We start from the raw sequence: 21,069 nt of genomic DNA, 5'->3' as shown, positions 1-21,069 counted from the left end.
CCCTTATACGGCCATCAGGTCTTTTTCTTTCTGCGCCAAATCCGCGTCGATTTTAGCCACGTACTTCTTGGTCAGATCATCAATTTCGCCGGTAGCGCGACGCTCTTCGTCTTCGCTGATTTCCTTTTCCTTGACCAGATCCTTGAGCTGACTGTTGGCATCACGGCGGATGTTGCGCACGGCAACGCGGGCGTCTTCAGCCACGTCACGAGCCTGCTTGGTGAAGCCCTTGCGGGTCTCTTCGGTCAGGGCCGGCATGGAGATCAGCAGCAGCTCACCCAGGTTGGTCGGGTTCAGGTTCAGGCCGGCACTGCCGATGGCCTTGTCGACCGCGCCCAGCATGTTGCGTTCAAACGCCACGACTTGCAGGGTGCGAGCATCTTTAACGGTGATGTTGGCCACTTGCTTGATCGGCGTGTCAGAGCCGTAGTACGGCACCATCACACCTTCCAGGATGCTCGGATGCGCCTGGCCGGTACGAATGCGACCGAAGTTGTGCGCCAGGGATTCCAGGGATTTCTGCATGCGCTGTTCAGCGTCTTTCTTGATTTCGTTGATCATTGTTGCGCTTCCTCGATCAGTGTTCCTTCGGCGCCGCCATGCACGATATTCAGCAGGGCACCAGGCTTGTTCATATTAAAGACACGTAGCGGCATCTTGTGGTCACGGCAAAGGCAGATAGCCGTCAGATCCATTACACCCAGCTTGCGATCCAGCACTTCATCGTAGGTCAGATGATCGAACTTCTCGGCATGCGGGTCTTTGAACGGGTCAGCGGTGTAGACGCCGTCGACCTTGGTTGCCTTGAGCACGACATCGGCATCGATCTCGATCGCTCGCAGGCAGGCGGCCGAATCCGTGGTAAAGAACGGATTGCCGGTACCCGCGGCAAAAATCACCACTTCCTTGGCATTGAGGTGACGCATGGCTTTGCGGCGGTCGTAGTGATCGGTCACGCCGACCATGGAAATGGCCGACATGACGATGGCCGAGATATTGGCACGCTCGAGTGCATCGCGCATAGCCAGGGCGTTCATCACAGTGGCCAGCATGCCCATGTGGTCGCCCGTGACCCGATCCATGCCGGCCGCGCTCAGCGCAGCGCCGCGAAACAGGTTGCCGCCGCCGATGACCAGGCCGACCTGAACGCCGATCCCGACCAGCTGGCCGACTTCCAGCGCCATGCGATCCAGCACCTTGGGATCGATCCCGAACTCTTCCGAGCCCATCAGGGCCTCGCCGCTAAGCTTGAGTAGAATGCGTTTATAGCGAGCCTGATAACCACTGCCCTGCTGAGCCATTGCGAATCTCTCCTGCGGCGTATTTTCGAAAATTCTTTTCAGGCTGTTTGCAGCCTGCTCTCACTCTAGTCTGACGCTGACACAGCGCCATCGGAACACGGCTTTGTAAGCCAGTTCCGACAGGAAACCAATAGAAATCGGCATCCCCATCCAAAAAGAGGCTGCGCGCGTTAAGCGGGCAGCCTCTTCAGGGCGACAGTTATAAAAACCGTCTTATTGCTTGCTGGCAGCCAGCTGAGCAGCGACTTCTTCAGCGAAGTTGTCTACTGGCTTCTCGATGCCTTCGCCCACTTTGAAGTAGGTGAAGGAAACGATTTCAGCGCCGCCTTTCTTGGCCAGTTCACCGACCTTGATTTCAGGGTTCTTGACGAACGCCTGCTCAACCAGGCTGGCTTCAGCCAGGAACTTGGTGATACGACCGGCAACCATTTTTTCAACGATTTCGGCTGGCTTGCCTTTGATCTTGTCTTCGTTGAGCTGCATGAACACAGCTTTTTCACGCTCGATGGCGTCAGCGGAGACTTCCGAAGGCAGCAGGAACTCAGGGTTGCTGGCTGCGACGTGCATCGCGATGTCCTTGGCCAGTTCCACGTTGCCGCCTTTGAGGGCTACAACGACGCCGATCTTGTTGCCGTGCAGGTAAGAACCAACAACGTCACCTTCGATGCGAACCAGGCGACGGATGTTGACGTTTTCGCCTACTTTGGCAACCAGTGCTTCACGCGCCGATTCCTGGGCGGCGATCAGCGGGGCTGCGTCGGTCAGCTTGTCAGCGAAGGCTTTTTCTACGCTGGCAGCAACGAATGCCTTGAAGTCGTCTTGCAGGGCCAGGAAGTCAGTCTGCGAGTTGACTTCGATGATAACGGCAGCCTTGCCGTCTTCCTTGATGCCGATCGCGCCTTCAGCGGCAATGTTGCCGGCTTTCTTGGCAGCCTTGATGGCGCCCGAAGCACGCATGTCATCAATGGCTTTCTCGATGTCGCCGCCAGCCTTGGTCAAGGCCTTCTTGCAGTCCATCATGCCTTCGCCGGTACGCTCGCGCAGTTCTTTGACCAACGCTGCAGTAATCTCTGCCATTTCAAAATCCTCTTGGATAGGTTTTCAACCATTCCACCCGACCGAACGGGCGTTCAATTCTTCCCGAACCACCCTTGTTAGCCGCTGCACGTTACAGATGCTGTAGCTGCGCTGCCGACAAATGGTTTTCGAGGTGGCAAAAAGGGGGCCAAGCCCCCTTTTTGCTTACTGAGTCAACGCCAGGGCGTCACTTACTCAGCGGCTGCTGCCGGAGCTTCTTCAGCGAAGACTTCGGTGCCGCCATTCACGTTGTTGCGACCACGGATCACAGCGTCAGCCATCGAACCCATGTACAGCTGGATGGCGCGAATGGCGTCATCGTTGCCTGGGATGATGTAGTCAACGCCTTCCGGGCTGCTGTTGGTATCGACAACGCCGATGACCGGGATACCCAGCTTGTTGGCTTCGGTGATCGCGATGCGCTCGTGGTCAACGTCGATCACGAACAGTGCGTCAGGCAGACCGCCCATGTCCTTGATACCGCCCAGGGAGCGGTCCAGCTTCTCAAGATCGCGAGTGCGCATCAGCGCTTCTTTCTTGGTCAGCTTGGCGAAAGTACCGTCTTCGGACTGGACTTCAAGGTCACGCAGACGCTTGATGGAAGCGCGAATGGTCTTGAAGTTGGTCAGCATGCCGCCCAACCAGCGGTGATCGACGTACGGCGAACCGCAACGTGCTGCTTCTTCAGCAACGATCTTGCCAGCGGAACGCTTGGTGCCGACGAACAGAATCTTGTTTTTGCCCTGGGCCAGGCGCTCTACGAAGGTCAGTGCTTCATTGAACATCGGCAGGGTTTTTTCAAGGTTGATGATGTGGATCTTGTTACGCGCGCCGAAAATGTACTTGCCCATTTTCGGGTTCCAGTAACGGGTCTGGTGACCGAAGTGCACACCGGCCTTCAGCATATCGCGCATATTGACTTGGGACATGATAGTTCCTTGATAAGTCGGGTTTGGCCTCCACGTATCCCAATGACCAACCAGCGGCTTATATAAGCCGAGGCACCCAGGTCATCGTGTCGACACGTGTGTGGATTTAAGCTTGCGGGGTCATCCCCGGAAAGCGGCGCATTTTATACCACAGCAAGGGCGAAAACGGAACACGGATTCTGAAAACCTCTTGTGGCGAGGGGATTTATCCCCGTTGGGGCGCGTAGCGGCCCCATACCAGGCGATTCAATCGACTTGATACACCATGCTGCCGGATTTGGGGCTGCTGCGCAGCCCAACGGGGATAAATCCCCTCGCCACAGAGTTCCAGGCTGGAGCGCTCATTGTACTGATCGTCTGTTAGAATCGCCTCTTTCAGGGCCGCCCGGATCCCCATCCGCCGCCCATTTCGTTTTGAACAGCGCCGCCGGGCGCAGAGAGAGCCTGTATGACCGTCACCCTCAAGACCCCCGAGGACATCGCCAAAATGCGTGTCGCCGGCAAACTCGCCGCCGACGTCCTGGAAATGATTGCCGATTACGTCAAGCCGGGCGTAACCACCGAAGAGCTGGACCGCATCTGCCACGATTACATCGTCAACGAGCAGAAGGCCATCCCTGCTCCGCTCAACTACAAGGGCTTCCCGAAGTCGATCTGCACCTCGATCAACCACGTGGTCTGCCATGGTATCCCCAACGAAAAGCCGTTGAAGGATGGCGACACCCTGAACATCGACGTCACCGTCATCAAGGACGGCTACCACGGCGATACCAGCCGCATGTTCCATGTCGGCAACGTGCCGGAGTGGGCCCAGCGCCTGTCGAAAGTCACCCAGGAATGCATGTACATGGCCATCGAGCTGGTGAAACCGGGCTGCCGCCTGGGAGATATCGGCGAAGTGATCCAGAAGCACGCGCAGAAGAACGGCTTCTCGGTGGTGCGCGAATTCTGCGGCCACGGTATCGGCAAGGTGTTCCATGAAGAACCTCAGATCCTGCACTACGGCCGCGCCGGCACCGGCATGGAGCTCCAGGCAGGCATGACCTTCACCATCGAGCCGATGATCAACCAGGGTCGCGCCGACACCAAGGTACTGGGCGACGGCTGGACCGCCATCACCAAGGACCGCAAGTTGTCGGCTCAGTGGGAACACACCCTGCTGGTCACCGAAACCGGCTACGAAATCTTCACCCTGCGCAGCGACGACACCATCGCCCGCATTTCCGCCTGACCCGCACACAGTCTTTAGCTATAGATAGAAAGGAAAGCCATTCAATGCCGCAGGTGGATCCCGAACTCTTCGACCGCGGCCAGTTCCAGGCTGAACTGGCCCTGAAGGCAAGCCCCATCTCGGCGTTCAAGAAGGCGATCCGCCAGGCCCATGATGTGCTCGACCAACGCTTTCGCAATGGCCGGGATATCCGTCGGCTGATCGAGGACCGCGCCTGGTTTGTCGATAACATCCTGCAAAAGGCCTGGGAGCAGTTCGACTGGAGCGAAGATGCCGACATCGCCCTGGTGGCGGTGGGCGGCTATGGGCGCGGCGAGCTGCACCCCTACTCCGACATCGATTTGCTGATCCTGCTGGACAGCGCCGATCACGAGGTTTTCCGCGATTCCATCGAGCGGTTCCTGACGCTGCTGTGGGACATCGGCCTGGAAGTCGGCCAGAGCGTGCGCTCGGTGCAGGAGTGCGCCGAGGAGGCCCGCGCCGACCTGACGGTGATCACCAACCTGATGGAAAGCCGCACCATCGCCGGCCCCGAACACCTGCGCCAGCGCATGCTCGATGTCACCAGCACAGAGCACATGTGGCCGAGCAAGGACTTTTTCCTGGCCAAGCACGCCGAGCAGAAGGCCCGCCACCACAAGTACAACGACACCGAGTACAACCTGGAGCCCAACGTCAAGGGCTCGCCGGGCGGGCTGCGGGACATCCAGACGATCCTGTGGGTTGCCCGCCGCCAGTACGGCACGTTGAACCTGCGGGCCCTGGCCGGCGAAGGTTTCCTGGTGGAGAGCGAGAACGCCCTGCTGGCCTCGTCCCAAGAATTTTTATGGAAGGTTCGCTACGCCCTGCACATGCTCGCTGGGCGCTCCGAGGACCGCCTGTTGTTCGATCACCAGCGCTCCATCGCCGGCCTGCTGGGTTTTGAGGGGCAGGACGCCAAGCAGTCCATCGAAAATTTCATGCAGCAGTACTACCGGGTGGTGATGAGCATCGCCCAGCTCAGCGAACTGATCATCCAGCACTTCGAGGAGGTCATTCTCGCCCCCGAAGACGAGGAACCGCCGCAGCCGATCAACTCACGCTTTCAGCTGCACGACGGCTACATCGAAGCGCGTCATGACTATGTGTTCCGCCGCACGCCGTTCGCCATGCTCGAAATCTTCGTGTTGATGGCCCAGCAGCCGGAAATCAAGGGTGTGCGCGCCGACACCATCCGCCTGCTGCGGGAAAACCGTCATCTGATCGATGAGGATTTCCGCCACGACATCCGCAACACCAGCCTGTTCATCGAGCTGTTCAAATGCCGGATCGGCGTGCACCGCAACCTGCGGCGCATGAATCGCTACGGGATCCTCGGGCGCTATCTGCCGGAGTTCGGTTTCATCGTCGGGCAAATGCAACACGACCTATTCCACATCTATACGGTCGATGCCCACACCCTGAACCTGATCAAGCACCTGCGTAAGTTGCAATACACCCAGGTGTCGGAGAAATTCCCGCTGGCCAGCAAGCTCATGGCCAAGCTGCCCAAGCCTGAGCTGATCTACATGGCCGGGCTGTACCACGACATCGGCAAAGGCCGCCAGGGCGACCACTCCGAGATCGGTGCGGTGGACGCCGAGGCGTTCTGCCAGCGCCATCAACTGCCCCTCTGGGACAGTCGGTTGATCGTTTGGCTGGTGCAGAACCACTTGGTGATGTCGACCACCGCCCAGCGCAAGGACTTGTCCGACCCGCAGGTGATCCACGACTTCGCCCAGATCGTCGGCGACGAGACGCGCCTGGATTACCTCTATGTGCTGACCGTGGCCGACATCAACGCCACCAACCCGAGCCTGTGGAACTCCTGGCGCGCCAGCCTGTTGCGCCAGCTGTACACCGAGACCAAGCGGGCCTTGCGCCGTGGCCTGGAAAACCCGGTGGACCGCGAAGAGCAGATCCGTCGCACCCAAAGCGCGGCCCTGGACATCCTGGTACGCGGCGGCACCGATCCGGACGATGTCGAGCAGCTCTGGTCGCAATTGGGCGATGACTACTTCCTGCGCCACACTGCCGGCGACGTGGCTTGGCACAGCGACGCGATTTTGCAGCAACCGGCCGATGGCGGGCCGTTGGTGCTGATCAAGGAAACCACCCAGCGCGAGTTCGAGGGCGGCACGCAGATCTTCATCTATGCGCCGGACCAGCACGACTTCTTCGCCGTGACCGTGGCGGCGATGGACCAGCTCAACCTCAACATCCATGACGCCCGGGTCATCACCTCCAGCAGCCAGTTCACCCTCGACACCTACATCGTGCTCGACACCGACGGCGACTCGATTGGCGACAACCCGGCGCGGGTCAAGCAGATTCGCGATGGCCTGACCGAAGCCCTGCGCAACCCGGCGGACTACCCGACCATCATCCAGCGCCGAGTGCCGCGCCAGCTCAAGCACTTCGCCTTCGCGCCCCAGGTGACGATCCACAACGACGCCCAGCGCCAGGTCACCGTGCTGGAACTCAGCGCCCCGGACCGCCCGGGCCTGCTGGCGCGGATCGGTCATATCTTCCTGGAGTTCGACCTGTCGCTGCAAAACGCCAAAATCGCCACCCTGGGCGAGCGAGTGGAGGACGTGTTCTTCATCACCGACGCCCATAACCAGCCGCTGTCCGATCCGCAGCTGTGCAGCCGCCTGCAGGAAGCGATCGTCCGGCATTTGAGCGTCAACCAGGAACCTGATATCAACCTGACGCGCATCAATATCTGAATCAAAGAACTGCCCCTGTGGGAGCGAGCTTGCTCGCGATGGCGGCGCAACATCCAGCATTGATGTTGCCTGACCCACCGCTATCGCGAGCAAGCTCGCTCCCACAAGGACCGCGCCCACATTGAACGAGGCCCCCGATGAACAACGCTCTGAACCAGTTGCAGCCCTACCCGTTCGAAAAGCTCCGCGCCTTGCTGGGCAGCGTAAAGCCCAACCCGGACAAGCGCCCGATCGCCCTGTCCATCGGCGAACCCAAGCACCGTTCGCCGAGCTTTGTGGCCGAAGCCCTGGCCAGCAATCTGGAAAAGATGGCGGTGTACCCAACCACCCTCGGCATCCCTGAGTTGCGCGAAGCCATCACTGGTTGGTGCGAGCGCCGCTTCAACGTGCCGAGCGGCTGGCTGGACCCGGCGCGCCACGTGCTGCCGGTCAATGGCACCCGTGAAGCCCTGTTCGCCTTCACCCAGACCGTGGTCAACCGTGGCGACGATGCGCTGGTGGTCAGCCCGAACCCGTTCTACCAGATCTACGAAGGCGCGGCGTTCCTGGCCGGAGCCAAGCCGCACTACCTGCCGTGCCTGGACGCGAACGGCTTCAATCCGGATTTCGATGCCGTCTCGCCGGACATCTGGAAGCGCTGCCAGATCCTGTTCCTGTGCTCCCCCGGCAACCCGACCGGCGCCCTGATTCCGGTGGACGTGCTGAAAAAACTCATCGCCCTGGCCGATGAGCATGACTTCGTCATCGCCGCGGACGAGTGCTACAGCGAACTGTACTTCGACGAACAGACCCCGCCACCGGGCCTGCTCAGCGCCTGTGTCGAACTCGGTCGCAAGGACTTCAAGCGCTGCGTGGTGTTCCACAGCCTGTCCAAACGCTCCAACCTGCCCGGCCTGCGCTCCGGTTTCGTCGCTGGCGACGCAGACATCCTCAAGGGCTTCTTGCTGTACCGCACCTATCACGGCTGCGCAATGCCGGTTCAGACCCAACTGGCGAGCATCGCGGCGTGGAACGACGAAGTCCATGTGCGGGCCAACCGTGCGTTGTACCGGGAAAAATTCGACGCAGTGCTGGAAATCCTCAGCCCAGTGCTGGACGTACAGCGTCCTGATGGCAGCTTCTACCTATGGCCGAATGTAGCCGGCGATGATGCAGCGTTCTGCCGGGACCTGTTCGAACAGGAACATGTAACCGTGGTGCCGGGCTCCTACCTGTCCCGCGATGTGGACGGCGTCAACCCGGGTGCCGGGCGCGTGCGCATGGCGCTGGTCGCGCCGCTGGCTGAATGCGTGGAAGCGGCGGAGCGGATCCGCGCGTTCATCCAGCGTCGGGGTTGATGGCTGTCTCGAACTGAAGCGGACCGCTGTTGTGGCGAGGGAGCTTGCTCCCGCTGGGGCGCGCAGCGGCCCCAAAGCAGTCAACTCAATTGACCTGACACATCGGGTTGTCAGGTTTTGGGGGCGCTTCGCGCCCCAGCGGGAGCAAGCTCCCTCGCCACAGGGGGTTGGTGTCGATTGGCATATTTGTGAACGACACAAATCCCCTGTGGGAGCGAGCTTGCTCGCGATGAGGCCGGCATTTATTGCATCAAGTCCGAAGCTCTACCCGATCCAACGCCTTGTTCGCCAACAACGCACCCAACTCAATCATCTGCGCCACTCCCAATGCCACATGCCGCCGCGAGCCGTCCAGGCCAAACGCCAGGTCGCTGAGCATCGCATTGGCCGAAGCCAGGGTTTCGCTGAGGTTGGCTAGCAGGGCTTCGGTATCAACGCTGTCCGACACGATGAACAACTGTACCGAGGGCTTGGAGTCTGACTCGCTGTCGTCAGGCTTGAGGTAATGATCCAGCGCACGATCCGCGGCTTCTTGCAGCTTTTCAGGGGCGTAGTCGCCATAGGGGAAAGTGGAGGCTGGCTTTGGAGGATTCGGCGTTTCTTTGATCATGTTATTGCTCCTAGGGGAATTAGAAGTCGCCACCGAGTCTTCTCACGGACTGGAGGGTGGCAGCCGTACGCGGGGTGAGAATCCGAGCCCCCCTAGAAGCCCGGCCATACCGAAGCATGCCCGCGCACAGCCGCCATAACATAATGCCCAGACGAAAAGCGCCTGCACTTTATATGGTCGGCGCCTGCGCGCCTACTAGGGGAAATCGGATTCTCACGTCCGGTCGCTGAATTGGCAGCGACACCCAGAGGCTAGAGCCCTCGCTTCCGACGGACAACCTTAAAAACTTGTCGGAAACTTCGGTGCGTCTGACAGACCGCGATCGCCTGCTCAGACAAGAAAAGAAATAAAACGCACCTCCCTAAAGCAAGCCATTGATTTCACTGGTTAAGCACCTCAACAGATCTCACGCAGTCCTGTTTCAAGAATCAAGCTGGCTTGAATGCGCTATTACCGGTCGCCATGATCACCCTCGTCACCAGTGAAAGCTGGCAGGAGTCTGGGTCCCTCTCGGGGTTGACCCAGCGGCGCAGAAAGGGCGAAGCAAGCTCAGTTGCGTGTCAATTGAAGCCGCCTTCGGGCGGCTTTGCTTTTCGTGTTTGCGTCAGCTCTTTTCGTACAGAACCTGGGACGACTCCTGCTCCGCCACATGCGTGAGCAAATGCGCAATAAAATGGGTGAGCTTTGGCAGCGGTCGCCGATCGTGTCGATGCACGATATGGATAGGGTGTGGCTCGGGTAAGTAGGCTTGCAGGACCGGCACCAACGTCCCGCTTGCCATATCGTGGGCCACCAGAACTTCGGGCTGCAGCAACAATCCCGCACCGGCGATTGCTGCCATACGCAGTCCGTTGCCGTCATTGCATGTGAAGACTGGGTCCGTCGGCAACGGCACCCCATCCCAGCCTCTGAGTTTCCAGCCGTTGCGGCTGTTCCACACTGTGTGAGAAAGGCAGTGATGCGCGCTCAGGTCCTGTGGTGTCTCTGGACGGCCATGTCGGGCGAGGTAGTCCGGCGACGCACAGATCACCATGCGATACATGCTCAGCGGCCTTGCTATCAGGTCGGCATCGCCCAGTTCACCAATGCGGATAGCCAGATCAAAACCCTCGTCAATAAGGTCAACGACGCGATTGCTCAATTCCAGTTCAATGCGAACGAGCGGATATATCTGCTGGAAAGTCGCAGCCAGAGGAGCGATGACACACGAGCCAAAGGTGATTGGAGCGCTAATGCGCAACGTGCCGGATGGCGAAGCGCGCAACCGTTCGATCGAGGTTTCGGCCATACGTACGTGTTCAAGCGCACGCTTGGCGTCTTCGTAAAAAACACGACCAGCATCAGTCAGGCTCTGGCGTCGTGTGGTGCGCTCAAGCAAGCGCGCACCGAGGCGTCCTTCTAGTTCGCGCACATACTTTCCAACCATTACCGCCGACATTTCAAGCCGCTGCGCGGCCTCGGTGAAGTTGCCTCCCTCGACGGCGGCAACGAAGGTTTCCATGGCACGCAGTTTGTCCATATTGCTAACTATAGGTTCGTAGAGTTTGAATTTAGAGCACATTTATCACCTTAGCAGTTCGATACACAATAGAGGCGTTCCAACCTAAATTCGAAAAAGGAGTGCTCTATGAAGATCGTGATAATTGGCGCCGGTGGTGATGTAGGTCGTGCCGTGGCAGATGAACTTGCACGTGGCGGCAAACACGAAATCATCCGCGTCGGTCGCACCCAAGGTGACCATCAGGTTGACATCGCCAGTGATGACAGCGTGGGTGCGTTGTTCAAGAAGATCGGACAAATCGACGCCATCATTGCTACCGCAGGCAATGTAATCCTCGCTCCAATCGAAAAGATGACGGCGGCCGACTTCAACAAAGGCTTGCAGGACAAGCTGCTAAGCCAGGTGCGCGTCGCGCTGGTTGGTCAGCATTACCTGAACGACGGCGGGTCGATCACGCTGACCTCAGGCATCGCTGTCGATGATCCGATTGCGCAAGGCTCCAATGCCGCAGCGTCGAACGCTGGGATTGAAGGGTTCGTGCGTGCTGCTGCGTGCGATCTTTCACGAGGCATCCGCATCAACGCAGTTAGTCCGACAGTGCTGACGGAATCGATGGACCGGTTTGGTCCGTACTTTCCTGGCTACGAAAGCGTGCCGGCGACCCGCGTAGCAATGGCCTATCGACGCAGTGTGGAAGGCGTGCAGAGCGGTCGCGTATATCGGGTTGGTCATTGAATTAGACGGCTCGCGGCCCTCTGCGTATGCCCCAATTACCGCGATCGATAACAGAGCAACAGGACATAGGTGGTTCCGATGCTGAAGGGCAGCTTTGGATTCTTTTCTGCCGATCATGGCGACGAAGCACCTGGTCAGGTCGAATGCAAATAGGTGGTCAAGTCAGTGCAATTACCCAATCTCCCTGTGGCGGGGGACCGGCGCATCATTGCTACTTACCCAACCCCAAATTCGCCTCCGCCAAATCCAACTCCCCCAGCACCTCCCGCAGCACATCATCGCCAATCTGGTGATGACGGCTGAGGCGATACAATTCCAGCCGCTGCGCCCGAAAAGCCTTCAAGCGCAGCCGGCGTTCCAGCAGGTCCATCTCGAATGCCAGCGCCTGGGCTTCGGCGGAGTCGTTGAACACGTCGAGCTGATGACGATACTCGGACATCAACCGCGCCTTGACCTCGGTCGCCAGCGCCGCCTGGGCTGCATCCGGCGTACTGCCCGCCTCGGTCGGTTCTTCCACTTCCAGCGCATGGATCGCCGCTTCAGCGGTTTTGCGCCAGGCCTCGCGGACTTCGTTGCGACGTTTGTCATCAGGGCTCTTCTCGATGCCCCGCAGCAACAACGGCAAGGCGATGCACGCCGCGATCAGCGACAGCAGAATCACCCCGGCGGCAATGAAGATCAGCAGGTCTCGCTCGGGGAACGCCTCTGCGGCGCTTAACAGCAATGGCACCGACAGCACGCCCGCCAGCGTCACCGCGCCGCGCACGCCACCGAAAGTCAGCAACCAGCAAGAACGTGCGTTCGGAACCAAGGTCAGCTCGCCCTGACCACGCCAGCGTCGCAGCAGCCCGGACAAGCGCCAGATGCTTTGCACCCAGACAAACCGCAGCACCAGCAACACCAGGAAAATCGCCAGCACATCCAGGCAGCGGTAGAACAGCGTCGGCCACAGCGTGGCCTCGAGGTGGGTCACCGCCTTGATGATGTCCGGCAATTGCAGGCCCAGCAGTAGGAAGATCAACCCGTTGAAGGCGAATTCCAACAGCGACCAGACACTGCGGTTGAGCAACCGCGTGCCGGTCTGGCGCGGCAGCAGGTCAAGCCAGCTCTGCATCATCCCCGCCGCCACCGCCGAGAGAATGCCCGAGGCGCCCAAGCGTTCGGCCAGCACATAAGCGGCGAACGGCAGCAGCAACATGAACACCACATGGGTGGCCGGGTCGTCCCAACCCCGGGCAATCATCCACGCTCGCAACCGGCCCAGCAGCCAACTCAGGGCCACGCCGACCAGCAGGCCACCGACCGCCACCAACACGAAGGTCAGGCTCGCATTGGCCAGGGAAAAGACCCCGGTGATGGCCGCCGCCAGGGCGAACTTGAAGGTCACCAGGCCCGACGCATCGTTCATCAGCGCCTCGCCCTGGAGCATGTGCATCAGCGGCGCGGGCAGACGGTCACGGGCAATCGCCGACACCGCCACCGCGTCGGTCGGCGACAGCACCGCGGCCAGGGCGAAGGCCACCGGCAACGGGATACTCGGCAGCAGCCAATGAATGAAATAACCGGCGCCCACCACCGTGAACAACACCAGCCCCACCGCCAGCGTCAGGATCGGCCCGCGCAGGCGCCACAACTCGCGCTTGGGCATGCGCCAGCCGTCGGAGAACAGCAGCGGTGGCAAGAAAAGGAACAGGAACAGTTCGGGATCGAGGGCCACGTGCAGGCCCAGGGACGGCCAGGCCAGCAAGGCACCGGCGCCGATCTGCACCAGGGGCAACGGCAGCGGGACCAGCCGTCCGAGCAGGCGCGAAACGCCCACCAGCATCAACAGGATCAGGACGGTATACGCGCTTTGCATAAACGGACTTCCAATTACAGCAACACACATCCGGCAACAGCTTGCCGTTGAAGTGCCATATTAACCGCTTAGCATTAACTTGGCCGTTACACCTATGTCGCAACCCTGCCCTTGTGGGAGCGAGCTTGCTCGCGATAGCGGTGTAACCAATCGACATCAATGTTGGATGTAAGACCGCCATCGCGAGCAAGCTCGCTCCCACAGGTTTTGGTGTACATCAACCTGGGCCGTCGCGAAACCGTCCGGTCATGGCATAATCCTTGACCTTTTACTTCCAGCACCTGCAAAGGGGGCAATTTCCTTGACCGATTCAAGCAAAACGTTGCACCTTTTCGGCATCAAAGCCTGTGACACGATGAAAAAGGCGCGCACCTGGCTCGATGAACACGCTGTGCACTACGACTTTCACGATTACAAGACCGCCGGCATCGACCGTGAGCACCTGACCCAATGGTGCAACGAGCATGGCTGGCAAGTGGTGTTGAACCGTGCCGGTACGACCTTTCGCAAACTCGACGACGAACGCAAAGCCGATCTCGACCAGACGAAAGCCATCGAACTGATGCTCGCCCAACCCTCGATGATCAAGCGCCCGGTGCTCGATCTCGGTGACCGAACCCTGATTGGCTTCAAGCCAGATATCTATGCGGCAGAGATCAAGTAAGCCTGCCCAGTCCATTTTGTAGAGGTAATTTCATGTCCACTACCCTGTTCAGCCTGGCCTTTGGTGTCGGCACTCAAAACCGTCAAGGCGCCTGGCTGGAAGTGTTCTACGCACAGCCACTGCTCAATCCGTCGGCTGACATCATCAAAGCCATCGCGCCGATTCTCGGCTACAGCGAAGGCAACCAGGCCATCACCTTCACCACCGCCCAGGCTTCGCAACTGGCTGAAGCCCTCAAGGGTGTCGATGCCGCGCAAGCCGCACTGCTGACCCGCCTGGCCGAAAGCCACAAGCCGCTGGTCGCTACCCTGCTGGCCGAAGATGGGCAACTGAGCTCCACGCCTGAGGCTTACCTCAAGCTGCACCTGCTGTCCCATCGCCTGGTCAAGCCCCACGGCCTGAACCTGGCCGGCATCTTCCCACTGCTGCCGAACGTGGCCTGGACCAGCCAGGGCGCGATCGACCTGAGCGAACTGGCCGAGCACCAGCTCGAAGCCCGTCTGCGCGGCGAGTTGCTGGAAGTGTTCTCGGTGGACAAGTTCCCGAAAATGACTGACTACGTGGTTCCGGCCGGCGTGCGTATCGCCGATGCCGCACGGGTTCGCCTGGGCGCCTACGTGGGCGAAGGCACCACCGTGATGCACGAAGGTTTCGTCAACTTCAACGCCGGCACCGAAGGCCCGGGCATGATCGAAGGCCGTGTCTCGGCGGGCGTGTTCGTCGGCAAGGGTTCGGACCTGGGCGGCGGCTGCTCCACCATGGGCACCTTGTCGGGTGGCGGTAACATTGTGATCAAGGTCGGCGAAGGCTGCCTGATCGGTGCCAACGCCGGCATCGGTATCCCACTGGGCGACCGCAACACCGTGGAGTCGGGCCTGTACGTGACCGCCGGCACCAAAGTCGCCCTGCTGGACGAAAACAACCAACTGGTGAAAGTGGTCAAGGCCCGCGACCTGGCCGGCCAGCCCGACCTGTTGTTCCGCCGCAATTCCGAGACCGGCGCGGTGGAATGCAAGACCCATAAGTCGGCCATCGAGCTGAACGAAGCACTGCACGCGCACAACTAAGCCGCTTCACACAGTCCACCTGTGGGAGCGAGCTTGCTCGCGAAGGCGCCCTCAAGGCCGCCGAAAGGCTTCGCGAGCAAGCCCGCTCCCACAGGGTCCGGCGCATATCCTGCGGGGCCCGTAAGTATGTTGATCCAATCCCCCTGGCGCGCCGATTTCCCGGCCATCGCCGCCCTGCAACGGCAAGGCCAGACCTACCTGGACAACGCCGCCACCACGCAAAAACCCCAAGCCCTGCTGGACGCCCTGGCGCATTACTACGCCAATGGCGCGGCCAACGTGCACCGTGCGCAACATCTGCCGGGCGCCCACGCCACCCAGGCCTTCGAAGACAGCCGCCTCAAGGTGGCGCAATGGCTCAACGCCAGCAATTGCGGGCAGATCGTCTTCACCCATGGCGCGACTTCCGCGTTGAACCTGCTGGCCTACGGGCTGGAACATCTATTCAACCCGGGCGATGAAATCGTCATCAGCGCCCTGGAACACCACGCCAACCTGCTGCCCTGGCAACAACTGGCCGAACGCCGCTCGTTGACGCTGGTGGTGTTGCCGCTGAATGCCGACGGGGTGATCGACCTGGGCGCCGCCGCCGAGCTGATCGGCCCGCGCACGCGGCTGCTGGCGGTGAGTCAGTTGTCCAACGTGCTGGGCACCTGGCAGCCCTTGCCGGCGCTGCTGGCACTGGCCAAGGCCCAAGGTGCGTTGACGGTGATCGACGGCGCCCAGGGCGTGGTCCATGGCCGTCATGACGTGCAGGCCCTGGGTTGCGATTTCTATGTATTTTCCAGCCACAAGCTCTACGGCCCCGAAGGCTTGGGCGTGCTGTACGGCCGCACCGAAGCGCTTCAGACACTGCGCCACTGGCAGTTCGGCGGCGAGATGGTGCAACAGGCCGATTACCACAGCGCAACCTTCCGCCCGGCGCCGCTTGGCTTTGAGGCCGGTACACCGCCGATTGCCGGCGTGATCGGGCTGGGGGCGACCCTGGATTACCTGTCCGGTCTCGACCCGCAAGCGCTCATCGATCATGAAACGGCGCTGCACGACTATCTGTTGCACGGCCTGCTGGCGCGCAATGGCGTGCGCCTGGTGGGCAATCCGCGCCTGGCCCTGGTCAGTTTCGTGGTCGAAGACGTGCACAACGCCGACCTGGCCCACCTGCTGACCGAGCAAGGCATCGCCGTGCGCGCCGGGCATCACTGCGCCATGCCGCTGTTCAAGCATCTGAAGCTTTCCGGGGCGATCCGCGTGTCGCTGGCACTGTACAACGACTCCGCCGACATCGAACGTTTCTTCGACGCCCTGGACCAGGCCTTGGAGATGCTCCGATGAACCTGCCGGCCGATGCCGCCGCGGCGCTGCAGGTTTTCCAGGACGCCTCAGGTTGGGAACAACGGGCCCGGCTGCTGATGCAATGGGGCGAACGTTTGCCGCCGTTAAGCGACGAGGACAAGTGCGAGGCCAACCTCGTCCACGGCTGTGAAAGCCAGGTGTGGTTGGTGGGTCACTTGCACGACGGGCACTGGCAGTTTTCCGCCAGCAGCGATGCGCGGTTGATCCGCGGGTTGGTGACGTTGCTGCTGGCGCGGGTCAATGGGTTGACCGCTGAGGAGTTGCAGCAAGTGGATCTGCCGGATTGGTTCAATCAGCTGGGATTATCGCGGCAGCTATCGCCGTCGCGTAGCAATGGCTTGAATGCGGTGTTGAAGCGGATGTTTGAGTTGACCCGCCAATGATTGTGGCGAGGGAGCTTGCTCCCGCTCGGCTGCGAAGCAGCCGCCTTGGATTCAGCATGATTGACGCCGCCAATGGGGGGCCGCTTCGCGGCCCAGCGGGAGCAAGCTCCCTCGCCACAAAAGCGCTCACTGGCCAGGCTTGACCCTATCCGCCGGCCGCCGCACTCCGGCCACGATCTTATCCACAGCCTTGGTCGCCGCGACCATGCCGAACGTCGCCGTGACCATCATCACCGCGCCAAACCCACCGGCGCAGTCGAGCTTGACGCCATCACCGACAAAACTCTTCTGCAAGCAAATGCTGCCGTCCGGTTTCGGATAGCGCAGCTGTTCGGTGGAGAACACACAGGGCACGCTGTAGTGACGGGTCACGGTGCGGGAAAAACCGTAGTCGCGGCGCAGGGTCGAACGCACTTTCGAGGCCAGCGGATCGTTGAACGTGCGGTTCAAGTCGCAGACCTGGATCAGCGTCGGGTCGATCTGCCCGCCCGCGCCGCCGGTGGTGATGATCTGGATCTTGCGGCGCTTGCACCAAGCGATCAGCGCAGCCTTGGCGTTGACGCTGTCGATGCAGTCGATCACGCAATCGATGTTTGGCGTGATGTATTCGGCCATGGTGTCGCGGGTGACGAAGTCGGCCACCGCATGCACCGTGCAGTCAGGGTTGATCCCCCGCAGCCGCTCGGCCATCACCTCGACCTTGGGTTTGCCGACGGTGCTGTCCAAGGCATGCAGCTGACGGTTGGCGTTGCTGACGCAGACATCGTCCAGGTCAAACAGCGAAATCTCGCCCACGCCACAACGGGCGATGGCTTCCGCCGCCCAGGAACCGACGCCGCCCACGCCGACAATCGCGACGTGCGCCGCCCGCAGGCGCTCCAAGCCGTCGATGCCATACAAACGGGCGATGCCGGCAAACCGTGGATCTTCTGTACTCATGACCAATACCCCAAAAACCGGCGCGCATTATAGGGCTTTGTCTCGGCAATTTAAGCAAAACCTCTGTGGGAGCGAGCTTGCTCGTGATGGCGGTGTATCAGTCGACATCGATGCTGGCTGATCCGACGCCATCGCGAGCAAGCCCGCTCCCACAGGTTCTGTGTCACACACCGTCGGCATACTTGGGCCCATGGTGGTCGTTTTGCTATAAGATAACCGCCATTTTGCGAACCTTGGCCCAAATGCAATCCAACGGCCGAACTCAGGACCTGTGGGAGCGGGCTTGCTCGCGAAAGCGGTGTATCAGGCGATACATGTGTGACTGACACACCGCCTTCGCGAGCAAGCCCGCTCCCACAGAGATCCGTGTCTCCTTTCCATGTTTCCGGAGTTTTCCATGACGGCCCACGCCGACCTCTCGCCGACCCTGCAACTCGCCTGCGACCTGATCCGCCGTCCGTCCGTGACGCCGGTGGATGCCGATTGCCAGAAACTGATGATGCAGCGCCTGGGCAACGCCGGTTTCAAGCTTGAGCCGATGCGCATCGAGGATGTGGATAACTTCTGGGCCAGCCACGGCAAGCATGACGGCCCGGTGCTGTGTTTCGCCGGGCACACCGATGTGGTGCCGACCGGTCCGGTGCAAGCCTGGCAGCTCGACCCGTTCGATGCGGTCATCGATGAGCACGGCATGCTTTGCGGCCGTGGCGCGGCAGACATGAAGGGCAGCCTGGCGGCGATGATCGTGGCGGCCGAGCGCTTCGTCGCCGACTACCCGGACCACAAGGGCTCGCTGACCTTCCTGATCACCAGCGATGAAGAAGGCCCGGCCCACCATGGCACCAAAGCCGTGGTCGAACGCCTCAAGGCGCGTCAGGAGCGGCTGGACTGGTGCATCGTCGGCGAACCGTCGAGCACCACCCTGGTGGGCGACGTGGTCAAGAATGGCCGGCGCGGTTCCCTTGGCGCGAAGCTGACGGTGCGCGGCAAACAGGGCCACGTGGCTTATCCACACTTGGCGAAGAACCCGATTCACCTGGCCGCTCCAGCGCTGGCAGAGTTGGCCGCCGAGCATTGGGACCACGGTAACGACTTCTTCCCGCCCACCAGCTTCCAGATCTCCAACCTCAACGCCGGCACCGGCGCGACCAATGTGATCCCCGGTGACTTGGAAGCGGTTTTCAACTTCCGTTTCTCCACTGAATCTACCGTCGAAGGCCTGCAACAGCGCGTCGCCGATATCCTCGACAAGCACCAGTTGGACTGGCACATCGACTGGGCATTGTCCGGCCTGCCGTTCCTTACCGAGCCAGGGGCGTTGCTGGACGCGGTGTCGTCGAGCATCAAGGACGTCACCGGCCGCGAGACGAAAGCGTCCACCAGCGGCGGCACGTCCGACGGTCGTTTTATCGCCACCATGGGCACCCAAGTGGTCGAGCTGGGGCCGGTCAACGCGACCATCCACCAGGTCAACGAGCGCGTGCTGGCGGCCGATCTCGATGTGCTGACCGAGATCTACTACAAGACGCTGATCAAGTTGCTCGCCTGATGCTCGCCTGCCCGATCTGCAGTGAACCGCTGAACGCCGTGGACAACGGCGTGGTGTGCCCGGCCGGCCACCGCTTCGACCGTGCGCGGCAGGGTTACCTGAACCTGTTGCCAGTGCAGCACAAGAACAGCCGCGACCCCGGCGACAACCAGGCCATGGTCGAAGCCCGGCGCGATTTTCTCAACGCCGGGCATTACGCCCCCGTTGCCCGACGCCTGGCCGAACTGGCCGCCGAGCGCGCACCCGGGCGTTGGCTGGATATTGGTTGTGGCGAGGGCTACTACACCGCGCAGATCGCTGACGCCTTGCCCAATGCCGATGGCTACGCCCTGGACATTTCCCGCGAGGCGGTCAAGCGTGCCTGCAAACGCAACCCGCAACTGACCTGGTTGATCGCCAGCATGGCCCGGGTGCCGTTGGCGGACGGCTGCTGCCAGTTCCTGGCCAGCGTGTTCAGCCCGCTGGACTGGCAGGAGGCCAAACGCCTGCTCAGCCCGGGCGGCGGCTTGATGAAAGTCGGTCCGACCGCCGGCCATCTGATGGAATTGCGCGAGCGGTTGTACGACGAAGTGCGCGAGTACACCGATGACAAGCACCTGGCCCTGGTGCCTTCGGGCATGGTCCTGGACCACAGCGAAACCCTCGAATTCAAGCTGACGCTCGACAGTGGCCAGGACCGCGCCAACCTGCTGGCCATGACGCCCCACGGCTGGCGCGCCAGTGCCGAACGCCGTGCCAGCGTGATCGAGCAAGCCGCGCCGTTCGAGGTCAGCGTGTCGATGCGCTACGATTATTTCGTTCTTCAATAACCTTTTGATTCCGGCCCCGGGCAACCGCTCGGGGCCCGTTAAATCCGCGAATGGATTTTTCAAGACCGCAGCGAGGACATCCATGCGCCAACCCGATATCGAGATTTACCTCAAAGACGCCGACGTCGACCACAAGGCCATCGCCGCCTGGCTCAGCCAGGCCCTGGGCCCGTGCAGCGAATGGGTGCAGAAAGGCCAGACCTACAAGTGCAAGGCCGGCAACATCCCGGTGACCTGGCTGCCCAAGGCCGTGGGCAAGTGGAACAGCCTGTACCTGGAAAGCGACCAGACCCCGTGGGAAGACGACATCGCCTGCGCCCGCGCGGCCTTCGCCGCACTGAATGTCGAAGTGCGTTGCGCGCCTGGCTCGTGGGTGGAGGAAGAAGGTGAGGAATCAGCGGATCGCTGGATTCGCATCAGCGTTGATGGGGAGGAAGAGATTACCTGGAAGACGGCCTGACAGTCGGATAAGACTGTTGCGATTGCACGGCCCGAAGCAACTTGAACAAATCCCAATGTGGGAGCGGGCTTGCTCGCGAATGCGGTGTGTCAGGCAATATCCTTGTGACTGATACACCGCATTCGCGAGCAAGCCCGCTCCCACAGGGATTTACTGTGACGGCAAGCGCGGTTTACAACCCCACCACATCCTCAGCTTGCAAGCCCTTCTGCCCTTCCACGACCGCGTACTCGACCTGCTGGCCTTCAGTCAGGGAACGGTGGCCTTCGCCACGGATGGCGCGGTAATGCACGAAGACATCCGCCGCACCTTCACGCTGAATGAAGCCGTAGCCTTTGGCGTCGTTGAACCACTTCACACTGCCCGTCTCGCGTGTTGCCATGATGCTCACTCCCATTTCTTATTTTTAAGTCGGCTTTTCGATGGAAAGCCGTACGAACGTTAGCTACCGTCCGACCGTCCATAAGGGAGGCCGTGGCAGTCACTGGCCGAGTATATGACACCCGAAAAAACTCTCAA

General features: G+C 60.8%; 20 protein-coding genes. 11 read left to right on the top strand and 9 right to left on the bottom strand.

Annotation, left to right across the window (positions count from 1 at the left end):
- Window positions 1-3: 3 nt before the first annotated feature.
- The 4 genes from frr to rpsB form a co-directional block, all read right to left on the bottom strand.
- The gene (gene frr / locus CD58_RS05825) at window positions 4-561 is read right to left on the bottom strand and encodes a ribosome recycling factor (RefSeq protein WP_003198238.1); all 558 of its coding nucleotides are present in this window, start codon (window positions 559-561) and stop codon (window positions 4-6) included.
- Window positions 558-1,301 (bottom strand): UMP kinase, encoded by a 744-nt coding sequence (gene pyrH, locus CD58_RS05820; RefSeq protein WP_003184915.1) that lies wholly within the window; start codon window positions 1,299-1,301, stop codon window positions 558-560. Before pyrH ends, frr begins: the two co-directional genes overlap by 4 nt.
- Before the next feature lie 213 nt (window positions 1,302-1,514).
- Window positions 1,515-2,378 carry a translation elongation factor Ts gene (tsf, locus tag CD58_RS05815; protein WP_025212114.1) on the bottom strand — a complete coding sequence of 288 codons (864 nt, stop codon included), beginning with the start codon at window positions 2,376-2,378 and terminating at the stop codon, window positions 1,515-1,517.
- 191 nt (window positions 2,379-2,569) lie between these two features.
- Window positions 2,570-3,307: a 30S ribosomal protein S2 gene (rpsB, locus tag CD58_RS05810; RefSeq protein WP_003198231.1), complete on the bottom strand. Its 738-nt coding sequence runs from the start codon at window positions 3,305-3,307 to the stop codon at window positions 2,570-2,572.
- Between the two features lie 448 nt (window positions 3,308-3,755).
- Here rpsB and map point away from each other — a divergent pair, with 448 nt between their 5' ends.
- From map to dapC, 3 genes are all read left to right on the top strand, one after another.
- The gene (gene map, locus CD58_RS05805; RefSeq protein WP_025212113.1) at window positions 3,756-4,538 is read left to right on the top strand and encodes a type I methionyl aminopeptidase; all 783 of its coding nucleotides are present in this window, start codon (window positions 3,756-3,758) and stop codon (window positions 4,536-4,538) included.
- Between the two features lie 44 nt (window positions 4,539-4,582).
- Window positions 4,583-7,285, top strand: a complete 2,703-nt coding sequence (locus tag CD58_RS05800; protein WP_025212112.1) for a [protein-PII] uridylyltransferase — start codon at window positions 4,583-4,585, stop codon at window positions 7,283-7,285.
- A gap of 137 nt (window positions 7,286-7,422) precedes the next feature.
- Window positions 7,423-8,622: a succinyldiaminopimelate transaminase gene (gene dapC, locus CD58_RS05795; protein WP_025212111.1), complete on the top strand. Its 1,200-nt coding sequence runs from the start codon at window positions 7,423-7,425 to the stop codon at window positions 8,620-8,622.
- A gap of 250 nt (window positions 8,623-8,872) precedes the next feature.
- On the opposite strand, the gene CD58_RS05790 is transcribed toward dapC, so the two are convergent.
- Together CD58_RS05790 and CD58_RS05785 are read right to left on the bottom strand one after the other, a co-directional pair.
- A complete protein-coding gene (locus CD58_RS05790) occupies window positions 8,873-9,232 on the bottom strand; it encodes a DUF6124 family protein (protein WP_025212110.1) in 360 nt (119 codons plus the stop codon).
- 604 nt (window positions 9,233-9,836) lie between these two features.
- Entirely contained in the window at window positions 9,837-10,751 is a 915-nt protein-coding gene (locus tag CD58_RS05785) for a LysR family transcriptional regulator (protein ID WP_025212109.1), read from the bottom strand.
- A 108-nt stretch (window positions 10,752-10,859) separates the two neighbouring features.
- Between CD58_RS05785 and CD58_RS05780 the strand changes: the two genes are divergently transcribed.
- The gene (locus tag CD58_RS05780) at window positions 10,860-11,468 is read left to right on the top strand and encodes a short chain dehydrogenase (RefSeq protein ID WP_025212108.1); all 609 of its coding nucleotides are present in this window, start codon (window positions 10,860-10,862) and stop codon (window positions 11,466-11,468) included.
- Between the two features lie 211 nt (window positions 11,469-11,679).
- Here CD58_RS05780 and CD58_RS05775 read toward each other — a convergent pair whose 3' ends face one another.
- Window positions 11,680-13,326, bottom strand: coding sequence for a Na+/H+ antiporter (locus CD58_RS05775; protein ID WP_025212107.1), 1,647 nt, complete (start codon window positions 13,324-13,326; stop codon window positions 11,680-11,682).
- Between the two features lie 355 nt (window positions 13,327-13,681).
- Between CD58_RS05775 and CD58_RS05770 the strand changes: the two genes are divergently transcribed.
- The 4 genes from CD58_RS05770 to CD58_RS05755 all read left to right on the top strand — a co-directional run bounded on the left by CD58_RS05770 (window position 13,682) and on the right by CD58_RS05755 (window position 16,793).
- Window positions 13,682-13,990, top strand: coding sequence for an arsenate reductase (locus CD58_RS05770; protein ID WP_235195312.1), 309 nt, complete (start codon window positions 13,682-13,684; stop codon window positions 13,988-13,990).
- A 32-nt stretch (window positions 13,991-14,022) separates the two neighbouring features.
- A complete protein-coding gene (dapD, locus tag CD58_RS05765) occupies window positions 14,023-15,057 on the top strand; it encodes a 2,3,4,5-tetrahydropyridine-2,6-dicarboxylate N-succinyltransferase (protein ID WP_025212105.1) in 1,035 nt (344 codons plus the stop codon).
- Window positions 15,058-15,183: 126 nt separating this feature from the next.
- On the top strand, window positions 15,184-16,389 hold the full coding sequence (locus CD58_RS05760; RefSeq protein WP_025212104.1) for an aminotransferase class V-fold PLP-dependent enzyme: 1,206 nt from the start codon (window positions 15,184-15,186) through the stop codon (window positions 16,387-16,389).
- Window positions 16,386-16,793, top strand: a complete 408-nt coding sequence (locus tag CD58_RS05755) for a SufE family protein (protein WP_025212103.1) — start codon at window positions 16,386-16,388, stop codon at window positions 16,791-16,793. Before CD58_RS05760 ends, CD58_RS05755 begins: the two co-directional genes overlap by 4 nt.
- 126 nt (window positions 16,794-16,919) lie before the next feature.
- Here CD58_RS05755 and tcdA read toward each other — a convergent pair whose 3' ends face one another.
- Window positions 16,920-17,738, bottom strand: coding sequence for a tRNA cyclic N6-threonylcarbamoyladenosine(37) synthase TcdA (tcdA, locus tag CD58_RS05750; protein ID WP_025212102.1), 819 nt, complete (start codon window positions 17,736-17,738; stop codon window positions 16,920-16,922).
- 391 nt (window positions 17,739-18,129) lie between these two features.
- On the opposite strand from tcdA, the gene dapE reads away from it, so the two are divergent.
- From dapE to CD58_RS05735, 3 genes are all read left to right on the top strand, one after another.
- Window positions 18,130-19,281 (top strand): succinyl-diaminopimelate desuccinylase, encoded by a 1,152-nt coding sequence (gene dapE, locus CD58_RS05745; RefSeq protein WP_025212101.1) that lies wholly within the window; start codon window positions 18,130-18,132, stop codon window positions 19,279-19,281.
- On the top strand, window positions 19,281-20,090 hold the full coding sequence (locus CD58_RS05740) for a putative RNA methyltransferase (RefSeq protein WP_025212100.1): 810 nt from the start codon (window positions 19,281-19,283) through the stop codon (window positions 20,088-20,090). Before dapE ends, CD58_RS05740 begins: the two co-directional genes overlap by 1 nt.
- 82 nt (window positions 20,091-20,172) lie before the next feature.
- Complete coding sequence (locus CD58_RS05735) at window positions 20,173-20,550, top strand: hypothetical protein (protein WP_025212099.1); 378 nt, start codon at window positions 20,173-20,175, stop codon at window positions 20,548-20,550.
- 172 nt (window positions 20,551-20,722) lie between these two features.
- Here the strand turns inward: CD58_RS05735 and CD58_RS05730 are convergent, their stop codons facing one another.
- Window positions 20,723-20,932, bottom strand: coding sequence for a cold shock domain-containing protein (locus CD58_RS05730; protein WP_025212098.1), 210 nt, complete (start codon window positions 20,930-20,932; stop codon window positions 20,723-20,725).
- Window positions 20,933-21,069: the final 137 nt, after the last annotated feature.

It is taken from the genome of Pseudomonas brassicacearum, assembly GCF_000585995.1.
Lineage (GTDB): Bacteria > Pseudomonadota > Gammaproteobacteria > Pseudomonadales > Pseudomonadaceae > Aquipseudomonas > Aquipseudomonas brassicacearum_A.
The sequence above is the reverse complement of the archived record's forward strand: the minus strand, read 5'-3'. Positions and strand labels throughout refer to the sequence as shown.